The sequence below is a fragment of the Ensifer sp. ENS10 genome, from assembly GCF_014852025.1.
In the GTDB taxonomy this organism is placed as follows: domain Bacteria; phylum Pseudomonadota; class Alphaproteobacteria; order Rhizobiales; family Rhizobiaceae; genus Ensifer.
Genome location: NZ_JACVAS010000010.1, coordinates 276120 through 297909 on the forward strand (window position 1 = coordinate 276120; position 21790 = coordinate 297909).

Here is a 21790-nt window from a genome sequence, read left to right on the forward strand (position 1 = left end):
AAGGACACCTATCATGAAGACGATTGTCATCTGCTCCGGCGGATTGGACTCGGTATCGCTTGCCCACAAGGTCGCAGCCGAGCAGGAGCTTATAGGCCTGCTCTCCTTCGACTATGGACAACGACACCGCAAGGAACTGGACTTTGCCGCCGCCTGTGCGAGGCGGCTTGGCGTACCACATCAGATCATCGACATTCGCGCCATCGGCGCCCACCTCACCGGATCGGCGCTGACGGACGATGTCGACGTGCCCGACGGGCACTATGCCGAGGAAACCATGAAGGCGACGGTGGTTCCGAACCGCAACGCCATCATGCTCGCGATTGCCTTCGGGCTTGCGGCGGCGCAGAAGGCGGACGCGGTTGCGGTCGCCGTGCATGGCGGCGATCATTTCATCTATCCCGATTGCCGTCCCGGTTTCATCGATGCGTTTCAGGCGATGCAGAACCAGGCGCTCGACGGCTATGCCAACGTTGCACTCTACGCGCCCTACGTGACCGTATCGAAGGCGGATATCGTCACCGACGGCGCAAGCCATGCGACACCCTTCGAAGAGACCTGGTCCTGCTACAAGGGTGGCGCACGCCATTGCGGCCGCTGCGGCACCTGCGTCGAGCGGCGCGAGGCCTTTCATCTTGCCGGTGTTGCGGACCCGACCGATTATGAGGATCCGGATTTCTGGGTGGCGGCGACGTCTGCTTTTTCAGCCGAGGAGGTGAAGTGATGTTCCGGATCACCAAGGAGTTCCATTTCTCCGCCTCGCACCAGCTGAAGAGCCTGCCGGCGGACCACCAGTGCGCCCGGCTGCACGGGCATAACTACGTCGTTGAAGTCGAGCTTGCCGGTGCGGAACTCAACGAACACGGCTTCGTGCGCGACTATCACGAGCTGGCGCCACTGAAGCGCTACATCGACGAGAGCTTCGACCATCGTCACCTCAATGACGTCCTCGGCCATGACCAGGTGACGGCCGAATGTCTGGCAAAGCATTTCTACGATTGGTGCAAGGTGAGGCTCCCTGAAACCTCGGCGGTGCGCGTCAGCGAAACACCGAAGACCTGGGCGGAATACCGGCCATGACCGGGCCTGGCGAAACGCGCATCCGGATCAGCGAAATCTTCGGGCCGACGATCCAGGGCGAGGGCATCCTGATCGGCCTGCCGACCGTGTTCGTGCGCACGGGCGGCTGCGATTATCGCTGCAGCTGGTGTGACACGCTGCATGCGGTCGACAGCGAATATCGCGACCAATGGCTGCCGATGACGGTGGAGGAGATCTGGAGCGAAGTCAGCCGGCTATCCGGCAGCAAGCCGCTCACGGTCTCGCTATCCGGTGGCAATCCGGCGATCCAGCCGCTTGGACCTCTGATCGCGCGTGGGCGAGAGGAAGGCTACCGGTTTGCCCTGGAGACGCAGGGCAGCATCGCCAAGGACTGGTTTGCCGATCTCGACGTGCTGGTCTTGAGCCCGAAGCCGCAGTCGAGCGGCATGAAGACCGACTGGAACGCCTTCGACGACTGTCTTCGCATGGCGGCAGGCCGGCCCGAGGTGGCGCTGAAGATCGTCGTCTTCGACGAGCGCGATTATGCCTATGCCCGCGATGCGGCGGCCCGTTATCCGCATCTGCCGCTCTACCTGCAGCCCGGCAACCACACGCCGCCGCCCCCTGATGACGACGATGCCACCGTCGATATCGACGGCATCATCGACCGCATGCTCTGGCTGGTCGGCAAGGTGACGGAAGATCGCTGGTTCGAGGCTCGGGTGCTGCCGCAACTGCATGTTCTGCTCTGGGGCAACAGACGCGGGGTATAGCGGGCGCGCCCTTGTTGTCTGCCTGCAAATCCTCCGGGCTTGGTCGGACAGCGGCGGGCGGCTATGGTCCAAGCAACGAGACCGTGTGAGGGGCGTTCATGCATCTGAAGACGAAACGTGTCTATGAGCCGAAGGCGGATGGGGACGGCATGCGCGTCCTGGTCGATCGCCTGTGGCCGCGTGGACTGACCAAGGCGGAAGCGGCGGTCGACCTGTGGCTCAAGGAGATCGCGCCGACAACGGAACTGCGTCGCTGGTTTCACGGGGCTCAAGGCACCTGGGACGAGTTCAGCAAGCGCTACCTTGCCGAGCTCGACAACAATCCGGCGGCAGTTGACGTGTTGCGGCAGCACATTGGTGAGGCCCCCGTGACCTTGCTCTACAGCGTGAAGGATGAGGCTCGAACCCATGCAGAGATCCTCAAGGACTACATCCTGACACACCGATAGACGGGGGCGTCGGGCTCACGTCATGTCGTTGCGGTGGATACTTCGAACGTGCTGCCGATGCGCGCAGTGATCCGGCGCCAATCGTCCTGGAAGGGTAGGCCGAAGACGCCTGTCAGGGCAGTTTCTATTGCAGGCGCATCGAGATCACGGCGTGTGACGGTGCCGTTCCTGTCACGGATCGTCAGCCGGTTTCCGAACAGGATCTTGCGTGCCTCCTCGGTGGTCAACGCCACCAACAGGTTCCGCCGGAAAAGCGACTGCGGATGGGTCGATGTGACGATATTCGCGATCCGATACGCTTCCTCCCCGCAAATCGTTGGCGACACTTCGTAGACCGGTACCCAATCGCGACCGAGTTGGGCTTCGAGCAAGAAGCCCTCGATCGTCCGGCTGAGGCGGAATGGCTCATGTGGCGTCGGCTGTGGCGTGGTCCGGTCGAAACGCAGAGGCGCGGTCGGCACGCAACTGCCAAAACCGGTATCGACGAGATAGCCGACACCGTTCACGAAGACGCGAAGCGCCATATGCGACCATGCGGGCGGCGGCGCATCGGGTTCGCGAATCCACAGGACGCGGGCCATCAAGGGCTCTACCCGATAACCGAGCGCGCTGAGTACACGCTGCAAAAGGCTGTTCTGTTCGAAGCAGTAGCCGCCGCGTTTGCGGTCGATGAGCTTGCTGTCGATTGCCGCCGGCGACAACTCGACCGGATGGGCAAGCAGCACATCGATGGCCTCGAAGGGGATCGACGCCGCATGGCGAGCAATGATGCCGCCGAGCGTTGCCAGATCGGGCGATTGCGGCCCGGAGTAACCGATGCGGGCGAAGTAACGGCCGAGGTCGACGGGAAACGAGGCGTTCCGCATGGTTAGAGGCTCCGATAGATGGCGTCGCGGAGATCGACCGGGAAGCGTCCGTTCATGCCTTCAAAGGCGGTGTTGGTGAGCGCAACGACGGTCAGGCCGCGGGCCGGGTCGATGAACCACTTGTGCCCGTAGGCGCCGTCCCATTGCAGCGTGCCGCGCGACTGCGGTGTTCCCGCCATCTCGGGTTCGACAAGCACGGCGCCGCCGAAACCGAACTCCCACCCGGCGCCGGCGGCCAATCCGCCCGTCCTTGCCTGAATGTCGAACATCGAGCGGGTGCTGGCGGCGTCGAGCACCGGCGAGTGTCCGGTCCTGAGGCTTTCGAGAAGGCGGATCACGTCGCCGGCCGTGCCTGCCATGCCGGCGCCGCCGGAGGGAAAGGCCCGCGGGTTCAGGATCCGGCCGGGCGAGAGGCGCACGGGATTGCCAAAGAAGGGGACCGCGTCGTCGCCAACGAGCCGCCGTGGCCGCGGCGAGGCATCGCCATAGTGGACCACGAGCCTGCGTTTATCGGTCACGGAAAAGGCGGTGTTGTTCATCCCCATCGGGCGTGTGACGAGCGCAGCAATCGCCTCCGGCAGCTTTGATCCCGTCGCCTCTTCGATAACGGCGCCAAGGACGTCGAGGCTCATCGAATAGCCCCAGCCGTGTCCGGGCGGATAGGATAACGGAATGGCGGTGAGCTTGCCGATGAGGGCGGTGAGGTCATCGTCGGTGTCGTCGAGGCCGCTGCTGATGGCGTGCCGGCGATAAGGGCCGTCGCCTCGCTCCATGAACACGTAGCTCAAACCGGCACTGTGCGTCAGGAGTTGGCGGATGGTTATCCGAGGCTCGCTGCCGTCCGGCAGCTGCGGCCTGAACGCGGGCAGCCATTCCGACACGATATCGTCGAGACCGATGGTGCCCCTTTGCACCAAGTTGAGAGCGGCGACCGTGACGATCGGCTTTGCGACCGAGGAGAGCAGGAAGATGCTGTCCTCGGTCATCGGCTGGTCGGCCTCGCGGTCCCCAAGCCCGGCGGCATGTCGGTAGCCGGGCTCGCCGTCGATAAGGATCTCGACGACTGTGCCGACGATGCGCTGTTCATCCAGGGCTTCCGCAATCACTCGGTCGAGTTCGGCCTTCAGCCGCTCTCTGCGCTGCGATCTTCCTTGTCTTGTCGCATCCATGATCGTCTCCTGTGCTTCTCGAAACTGCGGCCCGGTCGACGCTTCAGGGCGAAATTCGGGCTCCCGGACAAAGGCAAAGCCCGTTCGCAGCGAAAGTCGATCGTCTGTTCCCGTATGGGAGGCATACGCGCCTGCACGAGGCAGCCGTCGTCGTCCGGCGCTAGAAACGGTGCGACAACGTCAGATGGAGTCGGGTTGATGAACACAAACAATCTGGGATTTGCAGGCAAAGTCGCCTTAGTCGCGGGCGCCAGCAAGGGTATCGGCGCGGCCACCGCCCGCGCCTTTGCGCAGGCCGGCGCATCCGTTGTCCTTCTTTCCCGCTCGCAGCCGGCGGTCGAGGCGTTGGCGGTTTCCATCCGCCAGGCGGGCGGCGACGCACTGGCGATCGCGGCCGATGTCGGCGACAAGAGTGCCATGAAGCAGGCGCTTGCAAGCGTGATGCAGCACTATGGCCGGCTCGACGCCGCCTTCAACAATGCGACGGATGGAACCATGCCGGCCCCGCTTGCCGATCTCGACATCGACGGGTTCGATCGCGGCATCCGCACCAACATTCGCGGCACCTTTCTCGGCATGCGTTACCAGATCGAGGCGATGGCGAGGGCTGGTGGCGGTGCGATCGTCAACATGGCGTCGGTTGCCGGCATCAACGGCACCTCCGGGCTTGCCGGCTATGTCAGTGCGAAGGCCGGGATCATCGGGCTGACCAAGGCCGCGGCGCTGGACTATGCCGACCAGGGCATCCGGATCAATGTCGTTGCGCCCGGGCCGATCCTCACCCACCATCTCGAGGCCGCCGGCGCGGAAATCCAGCGGCACGCAGCACTTTCGACGCCGATGCGCCGGCTTGGCCGGATGGAGGAGGTGGCCGCAAGTGTCCTCTGGCTCTGTTCCGATGCGGCGAGTTACATCACCGGCGTAGTGCTGCCGATCGACGGGGGCATGACGGCGGGCACGAAAGTGCCTATGAATTACCGTCGAGGCGAGCCGCCTCGGCCGGCTGAACCCTGAGGTGCTTGTGGACTGGGAAGAACTCCATCTTGTTCAGCACTTGGTCCGCCACGGCTCGCTGAGTGCAGCGGCCCGTGCGATGGGCACCAAGCAACCGACGCTCAGCCGTCGCCTCGAGGCGTTCGAGCAGAAGACGCAGCAGAAGCTGTTCGAGCGGCAAACAAGCGGCCTTGTGCCGACTGCGGCGTGCCTGTCCATTCTGTCGGCGCTCGAGCAGATGGAGGCGAATGCGCTTGCGGTCGAGCGACGCCTGGCGGCGCAGGACGATGCGCTGGCGGGTACCATCACCGTCACCAGCCTCGACTGGCTCGGAGATTATCTGCTGGCGCCGATCCTGACGAGATTTGCCGCTGCCCATCCCGGCGTCACCATTCACCTGTTGAACGACGCCCGGCGCTTCAATCTGTCCCGGCGGGACGCCGATATCGCCTTCCGCTTCGGCAGCTTCGATCAGAGCGACATCGTCGAGCGCAAGGTTGCCGATATCCGCTATGGCCTGTTTGCGATGCAGGCCTACCTCGATCGCTTCGGCCATCCAAACGCCACCGGTGACGGTCACGCCATTGTCGAACTGGCCGAGGTACCGGTGCGGGTGTCACTCTCGACTTGGCTGAAGGACCTCTTGCCGGATGCGAGGGTAATGTTGCGCGCGAACTCGATCCGCTCGCAACTGAGTGCTGTCGAAACCGGCGCGGCGCTCGCGACGCTTCCGCATTTCCTTGCGGCCGGCCGGGACGGCCTTGTATCTGTGGACCTCGGCGTTGCCGCACCAGTCCTGTCGTTGAAGCTCGGCGTGCACCAGGAGACGCGCAATCTCCCGCGGGTGCGAAAACTCATAGACTTCGCCGTCTCGCAGTTCGCGGGCCTGCGGCCGAAACTCAATCCGTCGAGCTGAACGCCGGTCGCGACGACTGCTGCGCGAGACCCTTTCGGCGCGCCGCAATGCAGGCCGAAATTTTCTTGATTGTCGACGTCGGGATGGGAAAGCGCCGCGCGTCTTAAGCTCGACGGCGGTTTTGGACCGCGCTGACAACAAGGAGAATATGCATGTTCCGCACCGCTTTCATTGCTGGCGCTCTGCTGATCTCCGGCACCACATTTGCCGACGCCGAGCCGGTGGGCAATCGCGTCGATGTCAACGGCATGAAGATGTATTACGAGGTCTTGGGCGAGGGCGAACCGCTGGTCGTGCTGCACGGCGCCTACATGAACATTCCGTCGATGGGCGCGATCATCCCGAAGCTTGCCGAGACCCATAAGGTCTACGCCGTCGAACTGCAGGGCCATGGCCGCACCAATGATATCGACCGGCCGATCACTTATCCGAACCTCGCCGATGACGTCGCTGCCTTCATGGATGCGGTTGATCTCAAGAAGGCTGACGTCCTTGGTTACTCCATGGGTGCGGCCGCCGGTCTGCAACTGGCGATTCGCCACCCGGAAAAGGTGAACAAGCTCGCTGCCGCATCCGTCGCCTATGACGCTGACGGCTGGCAGCCGGAGTTCAAGGCGGTCATCCCGCAGATGACCGTCGAGATGATTGTCGGCCTGCCGTTTGCCGAGGACTATCGCAAGCTTGCCGCGAACCCTGACGGCTTTCCGGAGCTGGCGAAGAAGCTCATTCAGCTCGAAAAGGAGCCGATGGCCTGGGAGGCTGACGTCAAGACGCTGAAGGCACCGGTCCTGATCATTGCCGGCGATGCGGACGTGGCGACGCTCGAACACAATGTCGCGCTCTTCCGTCTGCTTGGCGGCGGAGCGATGGGCGACATGGGCAAGCCCCTGGCTGTCTCGCGGCTCGCCATCCTGCCGGCGACGTCGCACACCGCAGTCATCAACCAGACGGACCTGCTCTACGCCTTCATCGAACCCTTCCTGAATGGCGAGACGCCGAAGGGCATGTTCCAGTAAGATTCGACTGGCGCCATCTCCAGAGAGATGGCGCCAGCGCGACAACACGCGCGAGCCGCCTAGACTAACGCAGACGCCTTCCGTCTGCGTCGAACACCAAAACGGCGGCCGGATCGAAGCGCGCCGCAATGCTGTCGCCGGATTTGAGGCCGCGGCCGTTCTTGGTCTCGATGATGATCAATTCGCCGTCGCCATGGCGGGCATAGGCGAAGGTCTCGCCGCCGAGGTGTTCCAGCATGTCGATCGTCAGATCGAGGCTTGCCGAGCCGCTGTCGCCGAAATGTTCGGGCCGGATGCCGATGGTCACGGAGCTCCCCGGCGTAGCCTCCTTGATGGCCACTGGAATAGTCGCGTTGCCGAAGTCGGGCAGACGTACCTGCGTTCCGCCAGCGTCGACGATCCCCTTCAAGAAGTTCATTTTCGGTGAGCCGATGAAACCGGCGACGAAGAGATTGGCCGGATCGTCGTAAAGGTCGAGCGGCGAGCCGACCTGTTCGACCACGCCACCGCGCATGACGACGATCTTGTCGGCAAGCGTCATCGCCTCGACCTGGTCATGGGTGACATAGACGATTGTGGTCGCGAGCTTCTTGTGCAGCCGGGCGATCTCGATGCGCATGTGCACGCGTAGTTCCGCATCGAGGTTGGACAGCGGCTCGTCGAAGAGAAAGATTTTCGGATGCCGTACGATCGCCCGGCCGATCGCAACACGCTGGCGCTGGCCGCCGGAAAGCTGTTTTGGCTTACGGTCGAGCAGCGGGCCGAGCTCGAGAATGTTCGCAGCCTCGCCGACCCGTTGTTCGATCTCGGCCTTCGGCACGCCGGCAAAGCGCAGGGCGAAGCCCATGTTCTCCCGCACAGTCATATGCGGATAGAGCGCATAGGACTGGAACACCATGGCGATGCCGCGTTTCGACGGATCGACATCGTTCATCCGCTCGCCGTCGATCGTGAGATCACCGGATGTGATCTCCTCGAGACCGGCGATCATCCGAAGCAGGGTCGACTTGCCGCAGCCGGATGGTCCAACGAAGACGACGAACTCACCGGTTTTGATGTCGAGGTCGACCCCCTTGATGACCTCGAAGTTGCCATAGGACTTTCTGACGTCGCTGAGTTGGAGTTCGCTCATGCAGCCGCTGCCTCGCTTGCCACTGCCGAAAGTTCCAGTCTTACGGATCCAAGCCGTGTCGAGGTTACCGCGACGGCGATGCCGCCGGCAGCACCCGTCGTCTCCAGCCAGAAGCCCGTCGAACCACCCTGGAAGACCAGGCGCTCGGGCCCAAGCAGTCGGGCAGGGCCGGTCACGGTGACGTCGACCGCATCGTTGAGGAACGGCAGGACGTTGCCGGCCTGGTCGAGCGCGCGCACGATCACGCGAACACTGTCACGCCCTTCGGCCCGTAGTGTGGTGTTGTCTGCCACGACCTCGAGCGTCGTCGGCACCGGGTCGGCGACCATGCGCAGGCTGGCGACGGCCTTGCCGTCGATGAAGCCAGTGAAGGCGGCGTCTTCCCATTTCATGCCCCAGACGCCGAGTTCGTCCTTGGTGAAGTGGCGGTGGTCGATGACCACAGGCGGATGCGGCAGATGCGGGAAGTTCTCGCGGTCCGGACCGACGCGCTTCACCAGCGAGCCGTATTTCAGCTCGACCTCGTCGCAATTGGTGAGCACGATCAAAGGCAGCACGCCGCCGATATTGCGCTCACCGCGCGCCCAGAAAGTGACCGGCTTCATCACCACGTCCTCCGACGGCTCGCATTGGCTGGCGTAGACATAGGCTGCAAACTTCGGCTGGCGGAACATGTCCATGACGCCGTGATAGCAGATCCGGTCGCCGGAGCCGAAATCCTTGTGGGTGTTGTAGTCGAACATGCACCAGCCGACCGCGCCGGAAATATTCGGGTCGCCATAGGCCGCGTTCAGCACTTCCAGATGCCGGCGCACATGCTCGGCCTGCCGCTGCTCCTGGTCGTAGATCTTCGTCGGATACATGTGACCGCCGAATTCGGTGATCATGTAGGGCACCTTGCGATTGAGCCCGGTGCACTCCTGTTGCGGCCGCAGCGCCGTGCGCGGGCGGTTTGCGCCCGGCAGTTCCTCGTTGCCGAGGATGAAGTCGTTCATGGTGTAGACGTCTTCGAGAAACTCGCTGTCGGTGATGTAGCGCACGCCGCCGGTCTGGCGGGTCGAGTCGAGCTCGTGCGCCAGGCGGTTGGTTTCGACGTAGAAGTCGTGGGAATCCTGCGACTCGTTGATGCGCACGCCCCAGATGATGATCGACGGGTGGTTCCAGTCGCGCTCGATCATGCGCCGGACGTTTTGGATCGCCTCCTGCTTCCAGGCCTCACCGCCGATATGCTGCCAGCCGGGGATTTCCTCGAAGACGAGCAGGCCGATGCGGTCGCAATGGTCGAGAAACCATTTGGATTGCGGATAGTGCGAGGTGCGGACAAGGTTGCAATGTAGCGTGTTCTTCAGGATCTCGGCATCGCGCTCCTGGGCCGACCGGCCCATGGCATAGCCGACATAGGGGAAGGCCTGGTGGCGGTTGAGACCACGGATATTCAGCGGCCGGCCGTTGAGCTTGAAACCTTCCGTGGTGAACTCTGCTGTACGGAAGCCAAAGCGCGACGAGAGCCGGTCGCTGCCGCGATCGCTGCGCAGTTGCACCTCCGCCTCGTAGAGGACGGGACTGTCGATATCCCAGAGCGAAAGCCCCTTGAGACCGGTAATCTCCAATGTGACGCTCTCACCGCGGGTCTCGCCGATGGCTTCCGCCAGCACCTTGCCGTTCGTGTCCTTGAGCAGTGCCGTGACAGTTCCGGCGAACGTCAAGCTTTGCGGATTGGCGAGATCGCAACGGACCGTGACGGACTTGGCGTCGCTGAGGACATCGCGGGTCTCGATCTTGATGTTGGCGATCGAAACCGCGTCGGTGACCTTCAGCCAGACGTCGCGATAGATGCCGGCATAGGTCAGATAATCGATGCGGCCGCCGAAGGGTGGGATCTCCGGGTTTTCGCTGCCGTCGATCTTGACAGTGATCAGGTTATCGCCCTCCCGCAGCCTGTCGGTCAGGCGCGCTTCGAAGGGCGTATAGCCGTCCTTGTGGGCAACGATCTCTTCGCCGTTGAGATAGACGACGGCATCGGCCATCGCAGCGTCGAAGACGAGCGAGACCTCGCGGCCATGGAACTCCCGACGCCAGGCGAGCGGCTTTTGATAGGTGAAAGCGCGCTGATAGGAGGCCTCGTCGAAGTAATTGAACGGCAGTTCCACCGCATTGTGCGGCAGGCTCACGGGCCTGCCCGCCTGCAGGCGGCCGGCTTCAGTGGCGGCGAAGCCTTCGGAGAAGACCCAGGAATCGTTGAAAGAGGTAACAGAACGCATCATCATTCCTATTTGACTGAGCCCAGCATTCCCTGGACGAATTGGCGTTGCATGAAGAAAAAGACCGCGAGGGTGGGAAGCGTTGCGAGAATGGTGCCGACCATGACGACGCCGTAATCGGGGTAGTAGGCGGAGGCGAGCGAGGAGACGACGAGTGTGATTGTCTTCGTCTCGTTCGACTGCAGCACGATCAGCGGCCAGAGATAGTTGTTCCACGCCGTCATGAAGACGATGATGAAGGCCGCCGCGTAGGTCGAACGCATCACCGGCACGTAGATGTAGAGAAAAATCTGCCATTCCTTCAGCCCGTCGACCTTGGCTGCGTCGCGCAGCTCCGAAGGGAACGCCTTGGTGCACTGGCGGAAGTAGAAGACGATGAAGGCCGAGCCGATTGACGGCAAGACGACGGCGAGGTGGGTGTTGATGAGCCCCGCCTTGCCCATCATGATGAAGAGCGGAATCATCAGCGCCGCAAAGGGGATCATCATCGTCAGGAGCATGGCGCTGTAGATCCGGTCGCGGTGGCGCGAGCGGAACATCTCGAAGCCGTAGCCGGCCAGCGACGAGACGGCGAGCGTCAGCGCCGTCGCCAGAATGGCGATCTTGGCGGAATTCCAGAAGACCAGCGGCGCATTCACCTGGGTGAAGAAGGCGCTGATATTGGTGGCGAGCGCGCTGCCGGGCAGCATCTTGCCCTTGATGATGTCGATCGACGAATTGGTGGCGCCGAGCAGCATCCAGATGAAGGGGAAGATCGAGAGAAAGGCCATCAGCCCGACGAAGCCGTAGGTGACGATGGCGGTTGCGATGCGTGCGGATCCGTTGTTCATCGGTCGCGCTCCCGTGCCGCGAAGAACTGAAGGCAGGCGAGCAAAGCGACGAGCACGACGATCACGTAGGAGACCGTCGCCGCGTAGCCGAAGTTCGGCATGAAGCGGAAGGTCAGGTTGTAGATGTAGAGCGACAGGGTCAGCGTCGCGTTGGAAGGGCCACCCTTGCCCTCGGTCAGATTGTAGACCTCGTCGAAGAGCTGGATCGTGCCGATCGTCGAGATGATCGTGGTGAACAGGATGACGGGTTTCAGCAACGGGATGGTGATGTGGGTGAAGCGGGCCCAGGCGGGCACCCCGTCGATACGGGCCACCTCATAGATCGACTTGTCGATGTTCTGCATCGCCGCCAGGTAGAAGATCATGTTGTAGCCGGTCCAGCGCCAGGTGATGGCGATGATGACGAGCACCTTCGCCCAGAAGGGATGCGTCAGCCACGGGATCGGCGAGGCGATGATGCCGATCGCCTCAAGCGTCGAGTTGACGATGCCGTCGAGCGCGAACATGCCTTTGAACAGCACCGAATAGGCGACGAGCGAGGTGACGCAGGGCAGGAAGATGGCGGTGCGGAAGAAGCCGCGGCCGACGAGCCTCGGATTGTTGAGCAATGACGCCAGGATTAGCGCCAGCAAGATCATGATCGGCACCTGCACGACGAAATAGGTCAGCGTGTTGGTGAGCGCCTTGATGAAGACCGGGTCGTTCCAGAGACGGACGATGTTGGCGAAGCCGGCGAATTTCAGCATCATGCCGCGGCCGGACTGGAACGACATCCAGAGCGACCACACGATCGGATAGATCATGAAAAGGGCGATCAGCCCGAGCGCCGGCGCAACGAAGAGCCAGCCATTGGCGTTGTAGTATCGGCCGATGCCGCCGCGGCGCGCGAGAGCCATCATCATCCCCATGGATAGCTGGAGCCGTTGGCCGCGGCGCAATCGCCACGGCCTACAGCGCCGCGCGTCTTCAAGACGCGCCAAGAACGCTGTAACACTTTGAATTGCTGCATAATTTTTCCCTCAAATCGACTTCGACTTGAGAATTATGCAGTAGAGGTGCAGACAATCGCCGTAGCGATTACTGGACCTGTGCGCTGACCTCGGAGTCGATCGCCTTCAGGACGTCGTCGACGGGTGTTCCCTGCTGCAGCGCCGGCAATTGCGCGGTGACGGCGGTATCCGCCTCGTTGGTGAAGATGCCGTAGTTGACCGAGGGGACCTTCGCGAGCCAGTCGGAAAAGTTCTGCCAGACCTTTTCACCGCCGAAGAAGGCATCGGCCTCGCCATAGGCGGCTCCGCCGCGGGCGGCGAGAAGCGAACCGACGGCGCCGCGGTCTTGCAGGATCGTCTGGTAGAAATCGACGTCCTTGGCGTAGACCGCGTTCAGGAAGTCGACCGCCTCGGCTTTCTCCGCCGAACTTTCGAGCACGTACCAGCTCGATCCGCCGAGGTTCGAGGCGTGCGTCGCGCCGTCGATCGAAAGGGCCGGGATCGGTGCTACGCCCCACTTGCCCGCTTGGTCCGGCTGCGCCTTGACGGTACCGGTGATCCAGACGCCGGTGATGACGGTGGCGACGTCACCGGACGTAAAGGTTCCGACCCAATCGGCCCAGCCGGCCGCCGGTTTGTAGATGTTGGAAGACATGATCTTGCCGACCGTCTCCAGCGCTCCCTTCAGCGCGGCGTTGCCGGTGATGTTCGCCTTGCCTTCCTTGTCGAAGTACCATTGCCCGGCCGATTGCATGATGATGCGCACGAGGCCGGCGTCGGTCGGGTCGAGACCCATCATCTTCTTGCCGGTCTTGGCTTCGACCTGCTGGCCGATCTCGATGAAGCGGTCCCAGGTGATGCCCTGCATGTCCTCGGGCTTGAAGCCGGCCTGCTCCAGATAGTCCTTGCGATAATAGAGGCCGGTTACGCCGGAATCGAAGGGCATGCCGTAGACCTGGCCATCCAGCGTCATCAGCTCGACCTTATAGGGAGCGAAGCCGGAATAATCGACCGTGCCGGAGAGTGGCGCGAAGGCGCCGGGGAAGGACTGCAGATACTTCTGCGCGCCGTAATCCTCGATCAGCACGATATCGGGCAGGGCATCCGCCGTGCCGGACGAAAGGCCGGTCTGCAGCTTCTGCTCGACGTCGGCCTTGGCGAAATCGACGATGTTGAAGGTGACGTCAGGATGCGTCTTGGTATAACGCGCGCCAGCCTCCTTCATGATCGCAACGTTGAAGTTGGGATCCCAGCACCAGACGGTGATTTCCTTGGCTTGCGCCGCAGTCACCGCCAAGAGGCTGGCGCCGGCAAGCGCGATGGCGCTCAAGCGCGGCAGATAGATACGCATGTCCATTGTTTTCCTCCCTTGAATTTCGTTCCCCGAGACGTTCCTCCTAGTCTCGGCGCGGAGTATTTCGCAAAATTCTGAAGAAGGCAATATTTCAGTAAATTTTTACCACCGTGTTTTTTACCGGCTGTTTTACCGGCCAGCAACGGAGCCCGTCGTGGCCGTGCTGCCGCGCCAGACCATCTCTGTTCCGAGGATCACCTTCTTCGCCACGTCGCGTCCGGTCAGCCGCTCGACCAATAGGTCGACGGCCGTCTCGCCGATCACTTCGGCCGGGATCTTGACCGTCGAAAGCGGCGGGCCGAGAAACTGCGCGACCGGGATGTCGTTGAAGCTTGCCACGGCGACATCGTCAGGGATTCGAAGCCCCATCTCGTGAATGGCGCGGTAGGCGCCGATCGCCATGTTGTCGTTGCAGGTGACCAGGATCTTGGGCGGATTGGGTTTCGACAGCATCGCCTTGGCGAGCGTATAGCCGCTGTCCGGCGTCAGCTTCTCGACCATGCAGAGTTCCGGATCGTAGAGGCCGGCTTTCGTCATCCAGTGGATGAAGGCGCGGCAGCGGCGCTCCGAATGGATGTCGTCCTTGTCGCGGAAGGCGTCGATCCAGCCGAGAAAGCCGATTCGGCGGTAACCCATGCCGTATATGCCTTGAAGCAGGCGGTTCATGGCCACGGACACGTCGCTCATCACGCTGTCGTCGACATCGTCGTCGGGGGCGAAATCGGCAAAGACCAGGTGCCGGCTGTGCCGCCGCAGCCAGTGGACCTCTTCGCCGTAGTGGTGGCCGACGGCAACGACGCCGTTGGCGCCCTGCAGGATCGCCGCCTCCGGCAGGTTGCCGTTGTGGAAGACCTTGACCACCTCGATCTTCAGCGCCTGGCAGCGGTTTTCGATGCCGAGCCGGACGCCGACATAATAGGGATCGATCAGTTCCTGGGCGGGCTGGAGGAAATGCACCAGCGCGAATTTCAGGCCCTGCATCGGTCCCGCGCCGCGCCCGCGGTTGCGGGGCGTCGCATAGTTCAGGGCCTCGGCCGTTTCGATGATCGCCTGCCGCTTCTTGGTGGAGATCGAAAGCGTTGGATCGTAATTCAGCACCCGTGAGACGGTCGCCGAAGAGACCCCGACAGCCGAAGCGATTTCCTTGATTGTTACCATGTCCAACGTCCTGCCCGCCGCCACAACCCAGGCTTCGGGCGCGGCGCAATCTTTATTTAGTAAAATTTTGCTTGGGTTTTTTCAATCTCTGGGCGTCGTATTTCGTTCGTCGAACGTGACGCAACCGCGGTTGAGATCACGCAGCGCGGCCGGTTGCCAATGCCTGCGCCTGAAGCTCTTCGGAAAGGAACGCCCACAGTGCTGAGACCGGGCGGGATGACAGGCCCTGGTCATCGGCCGCGAAAAGCCCGAGTTCGATCACCGGGGCGGGCGGCAAGCCCTCTTCGGTCCCGAGGACCCGCATCGTGTTGGCGCGAATATTGAGATCCAGCAGAACGGCGATGCCGAGCCCCGCCTCGATCATCGACTGGATCGAGGAGAGGCTGGCGCTCGTCAGCACCGTGCGCCAAGGCCGATCCCCGCCCTTCAGCGCCTCGATCATCTTCTCGCGCCAGGTGCAGACCCCGTCGAAGGTGACGAGCGGCAAAGGCCCTTCCTCCGGGAGCACGAAACCGCGCGCCGCGACCCAGCGCAGCGGCAGCCGCCAGGTGAGGATCGGCTCACCACGGATCAGGGCCGGATCGCCGATCGCGACATCGAGCTGACCCTGCGACAGCTTCTCCGACAACACGGTGCTTTCGGTGACCGTCAGTTCGAGCCCCACGTTCGGATGACATTCGGCGAAGCGCTGCAGTGCCCTTGGCAGCGAGCCGACGGCGATGTCCTCGATCATGCCGAAGCGGATCGGGCCCTGGAGCGCCTGCCCGGCGAGCGCTCGCCGGGCACCTTCGCTCAGCCCGAGCATCTTCTGGGCATAGGGAAACAGCACATGCCCGGCTTCGGTCAGGTCCATGCCCCTGGTGCTGCGGTTCAAAAGCCTGGCGCCGACATCGTCCTCCAGCCGGCGCAACTGCATGCTGACGGCGGCTTGAGTCCGTGCCAGCCGCTGGGCAGCGCCGCTGACGCTGCCGCACTCGGCGATCACGACGAAGGCGCGCAGCAGGACGGTGTCGAGGTCATGCATATAACGATCCCTTATGAAGACATCACAACTATTAGCGTTCCTTATTGTGCCGGGATTGCTATGTCTGTTCAAGCCCAACGGGAGAACGGACATGACGGAAACGGAGACGACTGCGGATCGCGGGTGGAGCGGGCAGGGTACGACGGACGATTCCACAGGGCGTGTCTCTGTCGCGATCGTCTTTTGCCTGCTCTCCATGTCGAGTGTGCAGTTCGGCGCTGCACTTTCCAAGCCGGCGATGGAAAGCGTCGGGGCTTTTGGCGCGACCTGGCTGCGGCTCTCCTGGGCGGCGGCATTCCTGCTGCTCCTCGTCCGCCCACCCTTCCTCAGCTACACCCGGGCGCAGTGGCTTTCGGCGCTCTCGCTCGGCGCCACGATGGCCGTGATGACGCTCTGTTTCTTTGCGGCCATCGCGCGCATCCCGCTCGGGCTTGCGGTGGCGATCGAGTTTCTCGGTCCGTTGACGGTCGCTGCGATTTTCGGCGGCCGTGGCTGGCGCCTGCTTTGCCCCATTATTGCCGCTGCCGGCGTACTCTGCCTCTCCTGGGACGGTACCGCCTGGGTGGCGGATACGCGCGGGCTGCTTTTCGCCTTCGGCGCGGCGATCGGCTGGGGCGGTTATATCGTGCTGATGAAACAGGCCGGCCAGCGCTTCAGGGGATTGGAGGGACTTGCTGTTTCGCTGCTGTTTGCAGCAGTCTTCGCGATGCCGTTCGGGCTGCACCAGGTTCAATCCGGTTTCTCCTTCGACATGCTGCTGATGACGGCCGGGCTCGCCGTTCTGGTGCCGTTGCTCCCCTACGCGCTCGAGTTCATGGCGCTCCGTCGCATGCAACCGTCGGCCTTCGGCATCCTGATGAGCCTTGAGCCGGCGATCGGCGCCGGCGCCGGCTTCATCGTTCTTGGGCAGGCGCTCTCCCTCAACCAGATCTTCGGCGTGGTTCTCGTGATGACCGCCAGCGCCGCCGGCACATTGCTGGCGAGGGCCTAGCGCCTAGCGCCTAGCGGAAGGCGCCTGTTCTCGCCCGCCAATCCTCTGAACGTTCCGACGCTCCCGCGTCGGGGTCGGCCGGCCCGCGTTCAGCCGTCTGCGACCTCCGACGGATTTCATCGACGTCTAGCGCGTTAGGTGAAAAGTGCCCGTTTACAAAAGTAATATTATATGATTTTTTCTCGATGGCTGCTTGGAGGCAGCTTTCTTTGGGAGGAAATCATGAAAATCGCCAAGGCACTTGCGAGTGCAACGATCCTTGCTGCCTGCACGTTCGGTAGCGCTTCCGCGGCCGATCTGGTCGTCGGCTTTTCGCAGATCGGCTCGGAGTCCGGCTGGCGCGCCGCCGAGACGACGCTGACCAAACAGCAGGCCGAACAGCGCGGCATCGACCTCAAATTCGCTGATGCGCAGCAGAAACAGGAAAACCAGATCAAGGCGATCCGCTCCTTCATCGCGCAGGGCGTGAACGCCATCCTCGTCGCCCCGGTCGTCGCTACCGGCTGGGACGAGGTGCTGCAGGAAGCCAAAGACGCGGAAATTCCGGTCATCCTGCTCGACCGCACCGTCGACGCCTCGAAGGACCTCTACCTGACGGCCGTGACGTCCGATCTCGTGCATGAGGGCAACGTCGCCGGCAAGTGGCTCGTCGACGCCACGGCAGGCAAGCCCTGCAACGTCGTCGAGCTTCAAGGCACAACCGGCTCCTCGCCGGCAATCGACCGCAAGAAGGGCTTTGAGCAGGCGCTTTCCGGCCACGATAACCTGAAAATCGTCCGCAGCCAGACCGGCGACTTCACCCGCACCAAGGGCAAGGAAGTCATGGAAAGCTTCCTCAAGGCGGAGGATGGCGGCAAGAACATCTGCGCGCTCTACGCCCACAACGACGACATGGCGGTCGGCGCCATCCAGGCCATCAAGGAAGCCGGCCTGAAGCCGGGCAAGGATATCCTTGTCGTCTCGATCGATGCCGTTCCGGATATCTTCCAGGCGATGGCGGCCGGCGAAGCCAATGCCACGGTCGAGCTGACGCCGAACATGGCCGGCCCCGCCTTCGATGCGCTTGCCGCGTACCAGAAGGATGGCACGGCACCGCCGAAGTGGATCCAGACGGAATCGAAACTCTACACTCAGGCCGACGAGCCGCTGAAGGTCTACGAGGAAAAGAAAAGCCTCGGCTACTGATGTCGGCCGTGGCCCGCGCTGCTTCTCGCGCGGGCCACGCTCTTTTCCAAGTTTCCGGCTGAAGAGCGCTGCTTGTCGCAGACAGGCGCCGTGCTTCTCGTCCGACAGATACCAGCATCGCGGAGACGGTACCGATGCAGACCAATGACCACATTCTCCAGGCGATCCGGATCGAAAAGACCTTCCCGGGAACGAAGGCCCTCGACAAGGTCGATTTTCACCTGCGGCGCGGAGAAGTTCATGCGCTGCTTGGCGAAAACGGCGCCGGCAAGTCTACTCTTATCAAATGCCTGACCGGCGCCTACCGCCGCGACGGCGGCGCCATCCTGCTCAATGACGCGGAGGTCGATCCGCGCGACACTTTCGAGGCCCAGACGCTCGGTATCGGCACGGTCTACCAGGAGGTCAACCTGCTGGCGAACCTGACGGTTGCCGAAAATCTCTTCCTCGGGCGCCAGCCCCGGCGCTTCGGCATGGTCGACGTTAGCACCATGAACCGGCGTGCGCAGGAGCTGCTCGCCGACTATGAACTCGACATCGACGTCACCCGCGATCTTGCAAGCTATTCGGTCGCGATCCAGCAGGTCGTCGCCATCGCCCGCGCCGTTGATCTCTCGGGCAAGGTGTTGATTCTCGACGAGCCGACGGCGAGCCTCGATGCGCACGAGGTGGCGATGCTCTTCCGTATTGTCCGGCGCCTTAAGGCGCGGGGGCTTGGCATCATCTTCGTCACCCACTTCCTTGAACAGGTCTACGAGATTTCCGACCGGATAACGGTACTCAGGAACGGACAGCTCGTCGGAACGCGTGAGACCGCCGATCTGGATCGCCGCGAGTTGATCGCGATGATGATCGGCCGTGAACTGGCGGCGGAGATTCACGCGCCGCGCGCGGAAACCCCGGACGGGCCGCTGCGCTACCGGTTTCGAAACTATGGGCGTAAGGGTCGCGTCCGTCCCTTCGACCTCGAGGTGCGTGCCGGCGAAGTTGTCGGCATGGCTGGCCTGCTCGGTTCCGGTCGCACGGAAACCGCGGAGCTTCTCTTCGGGGCCCATCGTGCCGACAGCGGCGAGGCCGAGATCGACGGCCGTGTGGTCGATCTCTCATCGCCGCGTGCCGCCATTCGCCACAGATTCGGTTTCTGCCCGGAAGATCGTAAGACATCAGGCATCATCGGCGACCTCTCGGTACGCGAGAACATCGTGCTCGCGCTGCAGGCGCGCCGTGGCTGGACGCGGCCGATCGCCCGGGCGGAACAGAACCGGCTGGCGGACCACTACATCCGCGCGCTCGATATCCGCACGGCCGATCGGGAGAAACCGATCAAACTGCTCTCCGGCGGCAACCAGCAGAAGGCGATCCTGGCGCGCTGGCTCGCGACCGAGCCCGAATTCCTGATTCTCGACGAACCGACGCGCGGTATCGACGTCGGCGCCCATGCGGAGATCGTCAAGCTGATTGAGGCGCTGCGCGAGAAAGGCCTGTCTTTGATCGTCGTCTCCTCGGAGATCGAGGAACTGGTCGCCTACAGCACGCGGATCATCGTGCTTCGGGATCGCGCCCATGTCGCTGAACTCGACGGCAACCGGATTACCGCCCACCAGATCGTCGAAGCGATCGCCGCAACCAATGAAAGGAGGACGTCGTGACGTCGTTCCTCAGGCTCTATTTCAACCGGTTGCTGCCGCAACTGATCGCGCTTGGCATCATCATCGTCGCGGTATCGCTGGTGTTTCCCGGTTTCCTCAACCTGCAGATCCAGAACGGCCGGCTTTATGGCAGCCTCATCGACATCCTCAATCGCGGCGCCCCTGTGGTGCTGCTGGCAATCGGCATGACCGTCGTCATTGCCACCAAGGGCATCGACCTCTCGGTCGGCGCGGTCATGGCGATCTGCGGCGCTACCGCGGCTGCTTGTATCACGTCGGGGCATTCGGTCGCCGCCACCCTGCTGTTCACGCTTGCCGTCGGTATCCTTTGCGGTCTGTGGAACGGGGTGCTGGTGGCGGTGCTCGACATCCAGCCGATCATTGCGACACTGGTCCTGATGGTCGCCGGGCGCGGTATTGCCCAGCTCATCACCGAGGGCGCGATCCTGACCTTCAATGATCCCGGCCTCGCCTTCATCGGCAGCGGTTCCTTCGCAGGCCTGCCGATGCCGGTCGTGATCTGGCTGGTCTTCGGCGTGCTGATCGCCATGCTCGTCCGACGGACGGCGCTCGGCATGCTGATCGAAGCGATCGGCGTCAATCGTCAGGCGAGTACGCTGTCCGGCGTGCTAACGCCCGTGCTGCTGATCGCCGCCTATGTTCTTTCCGGCCTTTGTGCGGCCATCGCCGGCATCATTGCCGCCGCCGATATTCGTGGCGCCGATGCCAACAATGCCGGGCTCTGGCTGGAGCTCGATGCCATCCTCGCGGTCGTGGTCGGCGGAACATCCCTGCTCGGCGGCCGCTTCAGCATTGCCGCATCGGTGCTCGGTGCGATCATCATCCAGGCGATCAACACCGGCATTCTTCTTTCCGGCTTCCCGCCGGAGTTCAACCTGATCATCAAGGCCGCGATCATCGTCTTCATCCTGGTGCTTCAGTCGCCGCGGTTCCGCACCGCCTTTTCCTTCTTGGTGCCGGCGCGTGGCGCGAGCAAAGCGAGCGAGCGAGCTGCAAAATGAAGCCTAAATATCTTCCGCTGATCACTACGCTCATGATCTTTCTTCTCGGCTATGCGCTTTGCGTCGCGCAGTATCCGAACATCCTCTCCACGCGGGTGATTGGAAACCTTTTGACCGACAATGCCTTCCTCGGCATCGCGGCCGTCGGGATGACCTTCGTCATCCTCTCGGGCGGCATTGATCTCTCCATCGGTTCGGTCATCGCGTTCACCGGCGTTTTCCTGGCCGTCGTGCTGGAACACACGAGCGTTCACCCGCTCATCGCCTTCGCGATGGTTCTAACGATCGCGACGCTTTTCGGCGCCGCGATGGGCGCGATCATCCACTATCTGGAGATGCCAGCCTTCATCGTCACGCTTGCGGGCATGTTTCTCGCGCGCGGTCTGGCCTTCGTGCTGTCGATCGATTCCATCCCGATCAAGCATCCATTCTACGCGACGTTGAAGAGCCTATACTTCAAGCTGCCGGGCGGCGGACGCGTCACGCTGATCGGCGGGCTGATGCTGTTCGTCTTCGCCATCGGCATCGCGCTGGCGCATCGCACCCGCTTCGGCACCAACGTCTACGCGCTCGGCGGCGGCACGGCGACGGCGCGGCTGATGGGCGTGCCGGTCGCCGCGACGACCGTGCGGATCTACGCGCTTTCGGGCCTGCTGGCGGGGCTGTCCGGCATCGTCTTTTCGCTCTACACCTCGGCCGGCTACTCCCTTGCAGCCGTCGGCGTCGAACTGGACGCAATTACTGCGGTCGTCATCGGCGGGACGCTTCTGACCGGCGGTTCCGGTTTCGTTGCAGGTACATTTGTCGGCATCCTCATCCAGGGCCTGATCCAGACCTACATCACCTTTGACGGATCGCTGTCGAGCTGGTGGACGAAGATCCTGATCGGCCTTCTGCTGTTTGCTTTCATCCTCTTGCAGAAGGGCATCATCTACGTCTCGCGTCATCGCCGACAGCCGGCGTGATCTCGCA

21 protein-coding genes are annotated in these 21790 nt (G+C 62.8%); 12 read left to right on the forward strand and 9 right to left on the reverse strand.

The annotated features are described in order from the left end of the window. Positions 1-13: 13 nt before the first annotated feature. The 4 genes from queC (at position 14) to IB265_RS28960 (ending at position 2263) form a co-directional block, all read left to right on the forward strand. A complete protein-coding gene (gene queC, locus IB265_RS28945; protein WP_057255414.1) occupies positions 14-724 on the forward strand; it encodes a 7-cyano-7-deazaguanine synthase QueC in 711 nt (236 codons plus the stop codon). Continuing rightward, the gene (queD, locus tag IB265_RS28950) at positions 724-1080 is read left to right on the forward strand and encodes a 6-carboxytetrahydropterin synthase QueD (RefSeq protein WP_058329947.1); all 357 of its coding nucleotides are present in this window, start codon (positions 724-726) and stop codon (positions 1078-1080) included. Before queC ends, queD begins: the two co-directional genes overlap by 1 nt. Continuing rightward, the gene (queE, locus tag IB265_RS28955) at positions 1077-1814 is read left to right on the forward strand and encodes a 7-carboxy-7-deazaguanine synthase QueE (RefSeq protein WP_192495527.1); all 738 of its coding nucleotides are present in this window, start codon (positions 1077-1079) and stop codon (positions 1812-1814) included. The genes queD and queE overlap by 4 nt, the downstream gene beginning before the upstream one ends. Positions 1815-1912: 98 nt before the next feature. Further along, entirely contained in the window at positions 1913-2263 is a 351-nt protein-coding gene (locus IB265_RS28960) for a DUF488 domain-containing protein (protein ID WP_112996420.1), read from the forward strand. Between the two features lie 20 nt (positions 2264-2283). Here the strand turns inward: IB265_RS28960 and IB265_RS28965 are convergent, their stop codons facing one another. Together IB265_RS28965 and IB265_RS28970 are read right to left on the reverse strand one after the other, a co-directional pair. Continuing rightward, entirely contained in the window at positions 2284-3129 is an 846-nt protein-coding gene (locus IB265_RS28965; RefSeq protein ID WP_113132599.1) for an arylamine N-acetyltransferase, read from the reverse strand. A 2-nt stretch (positions 3130-3131) separates the two neighbouring features. Further along, positions 3132-4298 carry a serine hydrolase gene (locus tag IB265_RS28970; protein ID WP_192495528.1) on the reverse strand — a complete coding sequence of 389 codons (1167 nt, stop codon included), beginning with the start codon at positions 4296-4298 and terminating at the stop codon, positions 3132-3134. A gap of 198 nt (positions 4299-4496) precedes the next feature. On the opposite strand from IB265_RS28970, the gene IB265_RS28975 reads away from it, so the two are divergent. The 3 genes from IB265_RS28975 (at position 4497) to IB265_RS28985 (ending at position 7223) form a co-directional block, all read left to right on the forward strand. Beyond that, a complete protein-coding gene (locus IB265_RS28975) occupies positions 4497-5312 on the forward strand; it encodes an SDR family NAD(P)-dependent oxidoreductase (RefSeq protein WP_192495529.1) in 816 nt (271 codons plus the stop codon). Positions 5313-5319: 7 nt separating this feature from the next. Then, positions 5320-6207, forward strand: coding sequence for a LysR family transcriptional regulator (locus IB265_RS28980; RefSeq protein WP_192495530.1), 888 nt, complete (start codon positions 5320-5322; stop codon positions 6205-6207). A gap of 152 nt (positions 6208-6359) precedes the next feature. After that, a complete protein-coding gene (locus IB265_RS28985; RefSeq protein WP_112996415.1) occupies positions 6360-7223 on the forward strand; it encodes an alpha/beta fold hydrolase in 864 nt (287 codons plus the stop codon). Between the two features lie 64 nt (positions 7224-7287). On the opposite strand, the gene IB265_RS28990 is transcribed toward IB265_RS28985, so the two are convergent. The 7 genes from IB265_RS28990 to IB265_RS29020 all read right to left on the reverse strand — a co-directional run bounded on the left by IB265_RS28990 (position 7288) and on the right by IB265_RS29020 (position 15971). After that, a complete protein-coding gene (locus IB265_RS28990; RefSeq protein ID WP_113478644.1) occupies positions 7288-8355 on the reverse strand; it encodes an ABC transporter ATP-binding protein in 1068 nt (355 codons plus the stop codon). Next, positions 8352-10616: a glycoside hydrolase family 2 protein gene (locus IB265_RS28995; RefSeq protein WP_192495531.1), complete on the reverse strand. Its 2265-nt coding sequence runs from the start codon at positions 10614-10616 to the stop codon at positions 8352-8354. The genes IB265_RS28990 and IB265_RS28995 overlap by 4 nt, the downstream gene beginning before the upstream one ends. 8 nt (positions 10617-10624) lie before the next feature. Then, positions 10625-11446, reverse strand: a complete 822-nt coding sequence (locus tag IB265_RS29000) for a carbohydrate ABC transporter permease (protein ID WP_113132604.1) — start codon at positions 11444-11446, stop codon at positions 10625-10627. Then, on the reverse strand, positions 11443-12342 hold the full coding sequence (locus tag IB265_RS29005) for a carbohydrate ABC transporter permease (protein ID WP_113132623.1): 900 nt from the start codon (positions 12340-12342) through the stop codon (positions 11443-11445). The genes IB265_RS29000 and IB265_RS29005 overlap by 4 nt, the downstream gene beginning before the upstream one ends. Before the next feature lie 181 nt (positions 12343-12523). Then, a complete protein-coding gene (locus IB265_RS29010; protein WP_113132605.1) occupies positions 12524-13792 on the reverse strand; it encodes an ABC transporter substrate-binding protein in 1269 nt (422 codons plus the stop codon). A 126-nt stretch (positions 13793-13918) separates the two neighbouring features. Next, on the reverse strand, positions 13919-14947 hold the full coding sequence (locus IB265_RS29015; RefSeq protein ID WP_192495532.1) for a LacI family DNA-binding transcriptional regulator: 1029 nt from the start codon (positions 14945-14947) through the stop codon (positions 13919-13921). Positions 14948-15083: 136 nt separating this feature from the next. Next, a complete protein-coding gene (locus tag IB265_RS29020; protein ID WP_162733616.1) occupies positions 15084-15971 on the reverse strand; it encodes a LysR family transcriptional regulator in 888 nt (295 codons plus the stop codon). Between the two features lie 91 nt (positions 15972-16062). Here IB265_RS29020 and IB265_RS29025 point away from each other — a divergent pair, with 91 nt between their 5' ends. From IB265_RS29025 to yjfF, 5 genes are all read left to right on the forward strand, one after another. Then, positions 16063-16962 carry a DMT family transporter gene (locus IB265_RS29025; RefSeq protein WP_113132608.1) on the forward strand — a complete coding sequence of 300 codons (900 nt, stop codon included), beginning with the start codon at positions 16063-16065 and terminating at the stop codon, positions 16960-16962. A 222-nt stretch (positions 16963-17184) separates the two neighbouring features. Then, complete coding sequence (gene ytfQ / locus IB265_RS29030) at positions 17185-18147, forward strand: galactofuranose ABC transporter, galactofuranose-binding protein YtfQ (RefSeq protein ID WP_113132624.1); 963 nt, start codon at positions 17185-17187, stop codon at positions 18145-18147. A 134-nt stretch (positions 18148-18281) separates the two neighbouring features. Continuing rightward, on the forward strand, positions 18282-19796 hold the full coding sequence (gene ytfR / locus IB265_RS29035; protein ID WP_192495533.1) for a galactofuranose ABC transporter, ATP-binding protein YtfR: 1515 nt from the start codon (positions 18282-18284) through the stop codon (positions 19794-19796). Continuing rightward, entirely contained in the window at positions 19793-20818 is a 1026-nt protein-coding gene (locus IB265_RS29040) for an ABC transporter permease (protein WP_192495534.1), read from the forward strand. The genes ytfR and IB265_RS29040 overlap by 4 nt, the downstream gene beginning before the upstream one ends. Further along, positions 20815-21783: a galactofuranose ABC transporter, permease protein YjfF gene (yjfF, locus tag IB265_RS29045; protein WP_192495535.1), complete on the forward strand. Its 969-nt coding sequence runs from the start codon at positions 20815-20817 to the stop codon at positions 21781-21783. The genes IB265_RS29040 and yjfF overlap by 4 nt, the downstream gene beginning before the upstream one ends. The last annotated feature ends 7 nt before the right edge of the window (positions 21784-21790 follow it).

What these genes read in the sequence shown, in the direction of transcription:
- IB265_RS28995 (WP_192495531.1), bottom strand. Translation starts at nt 10,616, where the DNA reads ATGCGTTCTGTTACCTCTTTCAACGATTCCTGGGTCTTCTCCGAAGGC.
- IB265_RS28965 (WP_113132599.1), bottom strand. Translation starts at nt 3,129, where the DNA reads ATGCGGAACGCCTCGTTTCCCGTCGACCTCGGCCGTTACTTCGCCCGC.
- ytfQ (WP_113132624.1), top strand. Translation starts at nt 17,185, where the DNA reads ATGAAAATCGCCAAGGCACTTGCGAGTGCAACGATCCTTGCTGCCTGC.
- IB265_RS29000 (WP_113132604.1), bottom strand. Translation starts at nt 11,446, where the DNA reads ATGAACAACGGATCCGCACGCATCGCAACCGCCATCGTCACCTACGGC.
- IB265_RS28970 (WP_192495528.1), bottom strand. Translation starts at nt 4,298, where the DNA reads ATGGATGCGACAAGACAAGGAAGATCGCAGCGCAGAGAGCGGCTGAAG.
- IB265_RS29025 (WP_113132608.1), top strand. Translation starts at nt 16,063, where the DNA reads ATGACGGAAACGGAGACGACTGCGGATCGCGGGTGGAGCGGGCAGGGT.
- IB265_RS29015 (WP_192495532.1), bottom strand. Translation starts at nt 14,947, where the DNA reads ATGGTAACAATCAAGGAAATCGCTTCGGCTGTCGGGGTCTCTTCGGCG.
- IB265_RS29020 (WP_162733616.1), bottom strand. Translation starts at nt 15,971, where the DNA reads ATGCATGACCTCGACACCGTCCTGCTGCGCGCCTTCGTCGTGATCGCC.
- IB265_RS28985 (WP_112996415.1), top strand. Translation starts at nt 6,360, where the DNA reads ATGTTCCGCACCGCTTTCATTGCTGGCGCTCTGCTGATCTCCGGCACC.
- IB265_RS29010 (WP_113132605.1), bottom strand. Translation starts at nt 13,792, where the DNA reads ATGGACATGCGTATCTATCTGCCGCGCTTGAGCGCCATCGCGCTTGCC.
- IB265_RS28990 (WP_113478644.1), bottom strand. Translation starts at nt 8,355, where the DNA reads ATGAGCGAACTCCAACTCAGCGACGTCAGAAAGTCCTATGGCAACTTC.
- queC (WP_057255414.1), top strand. Translation starts at nt 14, where the DNA reads ATGAAGACGATTGTCATCTGCTCCGGCGGATTGGACTCGGTATCGCTT.
- IB265_RS29005 (WP_113132623.1), bottom strand. Translation starts at nt 12,342, where the DNA reads ATGGCTCTCGCGCGCCGCGGCGGCATCGGCCGATACTACAACGCCAAT.
- queE (WP_192495527.1), top strand. Translation starts at nt 1,077, where the DNA reads ATGACCGGGCCTGGCGAAACGCGCATCCGGATCAGCGAAATCTTCGGG.
- queD (WP_058329947.1), top strand. Translation starts at nt 724, where the DNA reads ATGTTCCGGATCACCAAGGAGTTCCATTTCTCCGCCTCGCACCAGCTG.
- IB265_RS28975 (WP_192495529.1), top strand. Translation starts at nt 4,497, where the DNA reads ATGAACACAAACAATCTGGGATTTGCAGGCAAAGTCGCCTTAGTCGCG.
- IB265_RS28960 (WP_112996420.1), top strand. Translation starts at nt 1,913, where the DNA reads ATGCATCTGAAGACGAAACGTGTCTATGAGCCGAAGGCGGATGGGGAC.
- yjfF (WP_192495535.1), top strand. Translation starts at nt 20,815, where the DNA reads ATGAAGCCTAAATATCTTCCGCTGATCACTACGCTCATGATCTTTCTT.
- ytfR (WP_192495533.1), top strand. Translation starts at nt 18,282, where the DNA reads ATGCAGACCAATGACCACATTCTCCAGGCGATCCGGATCGAAAAGACC.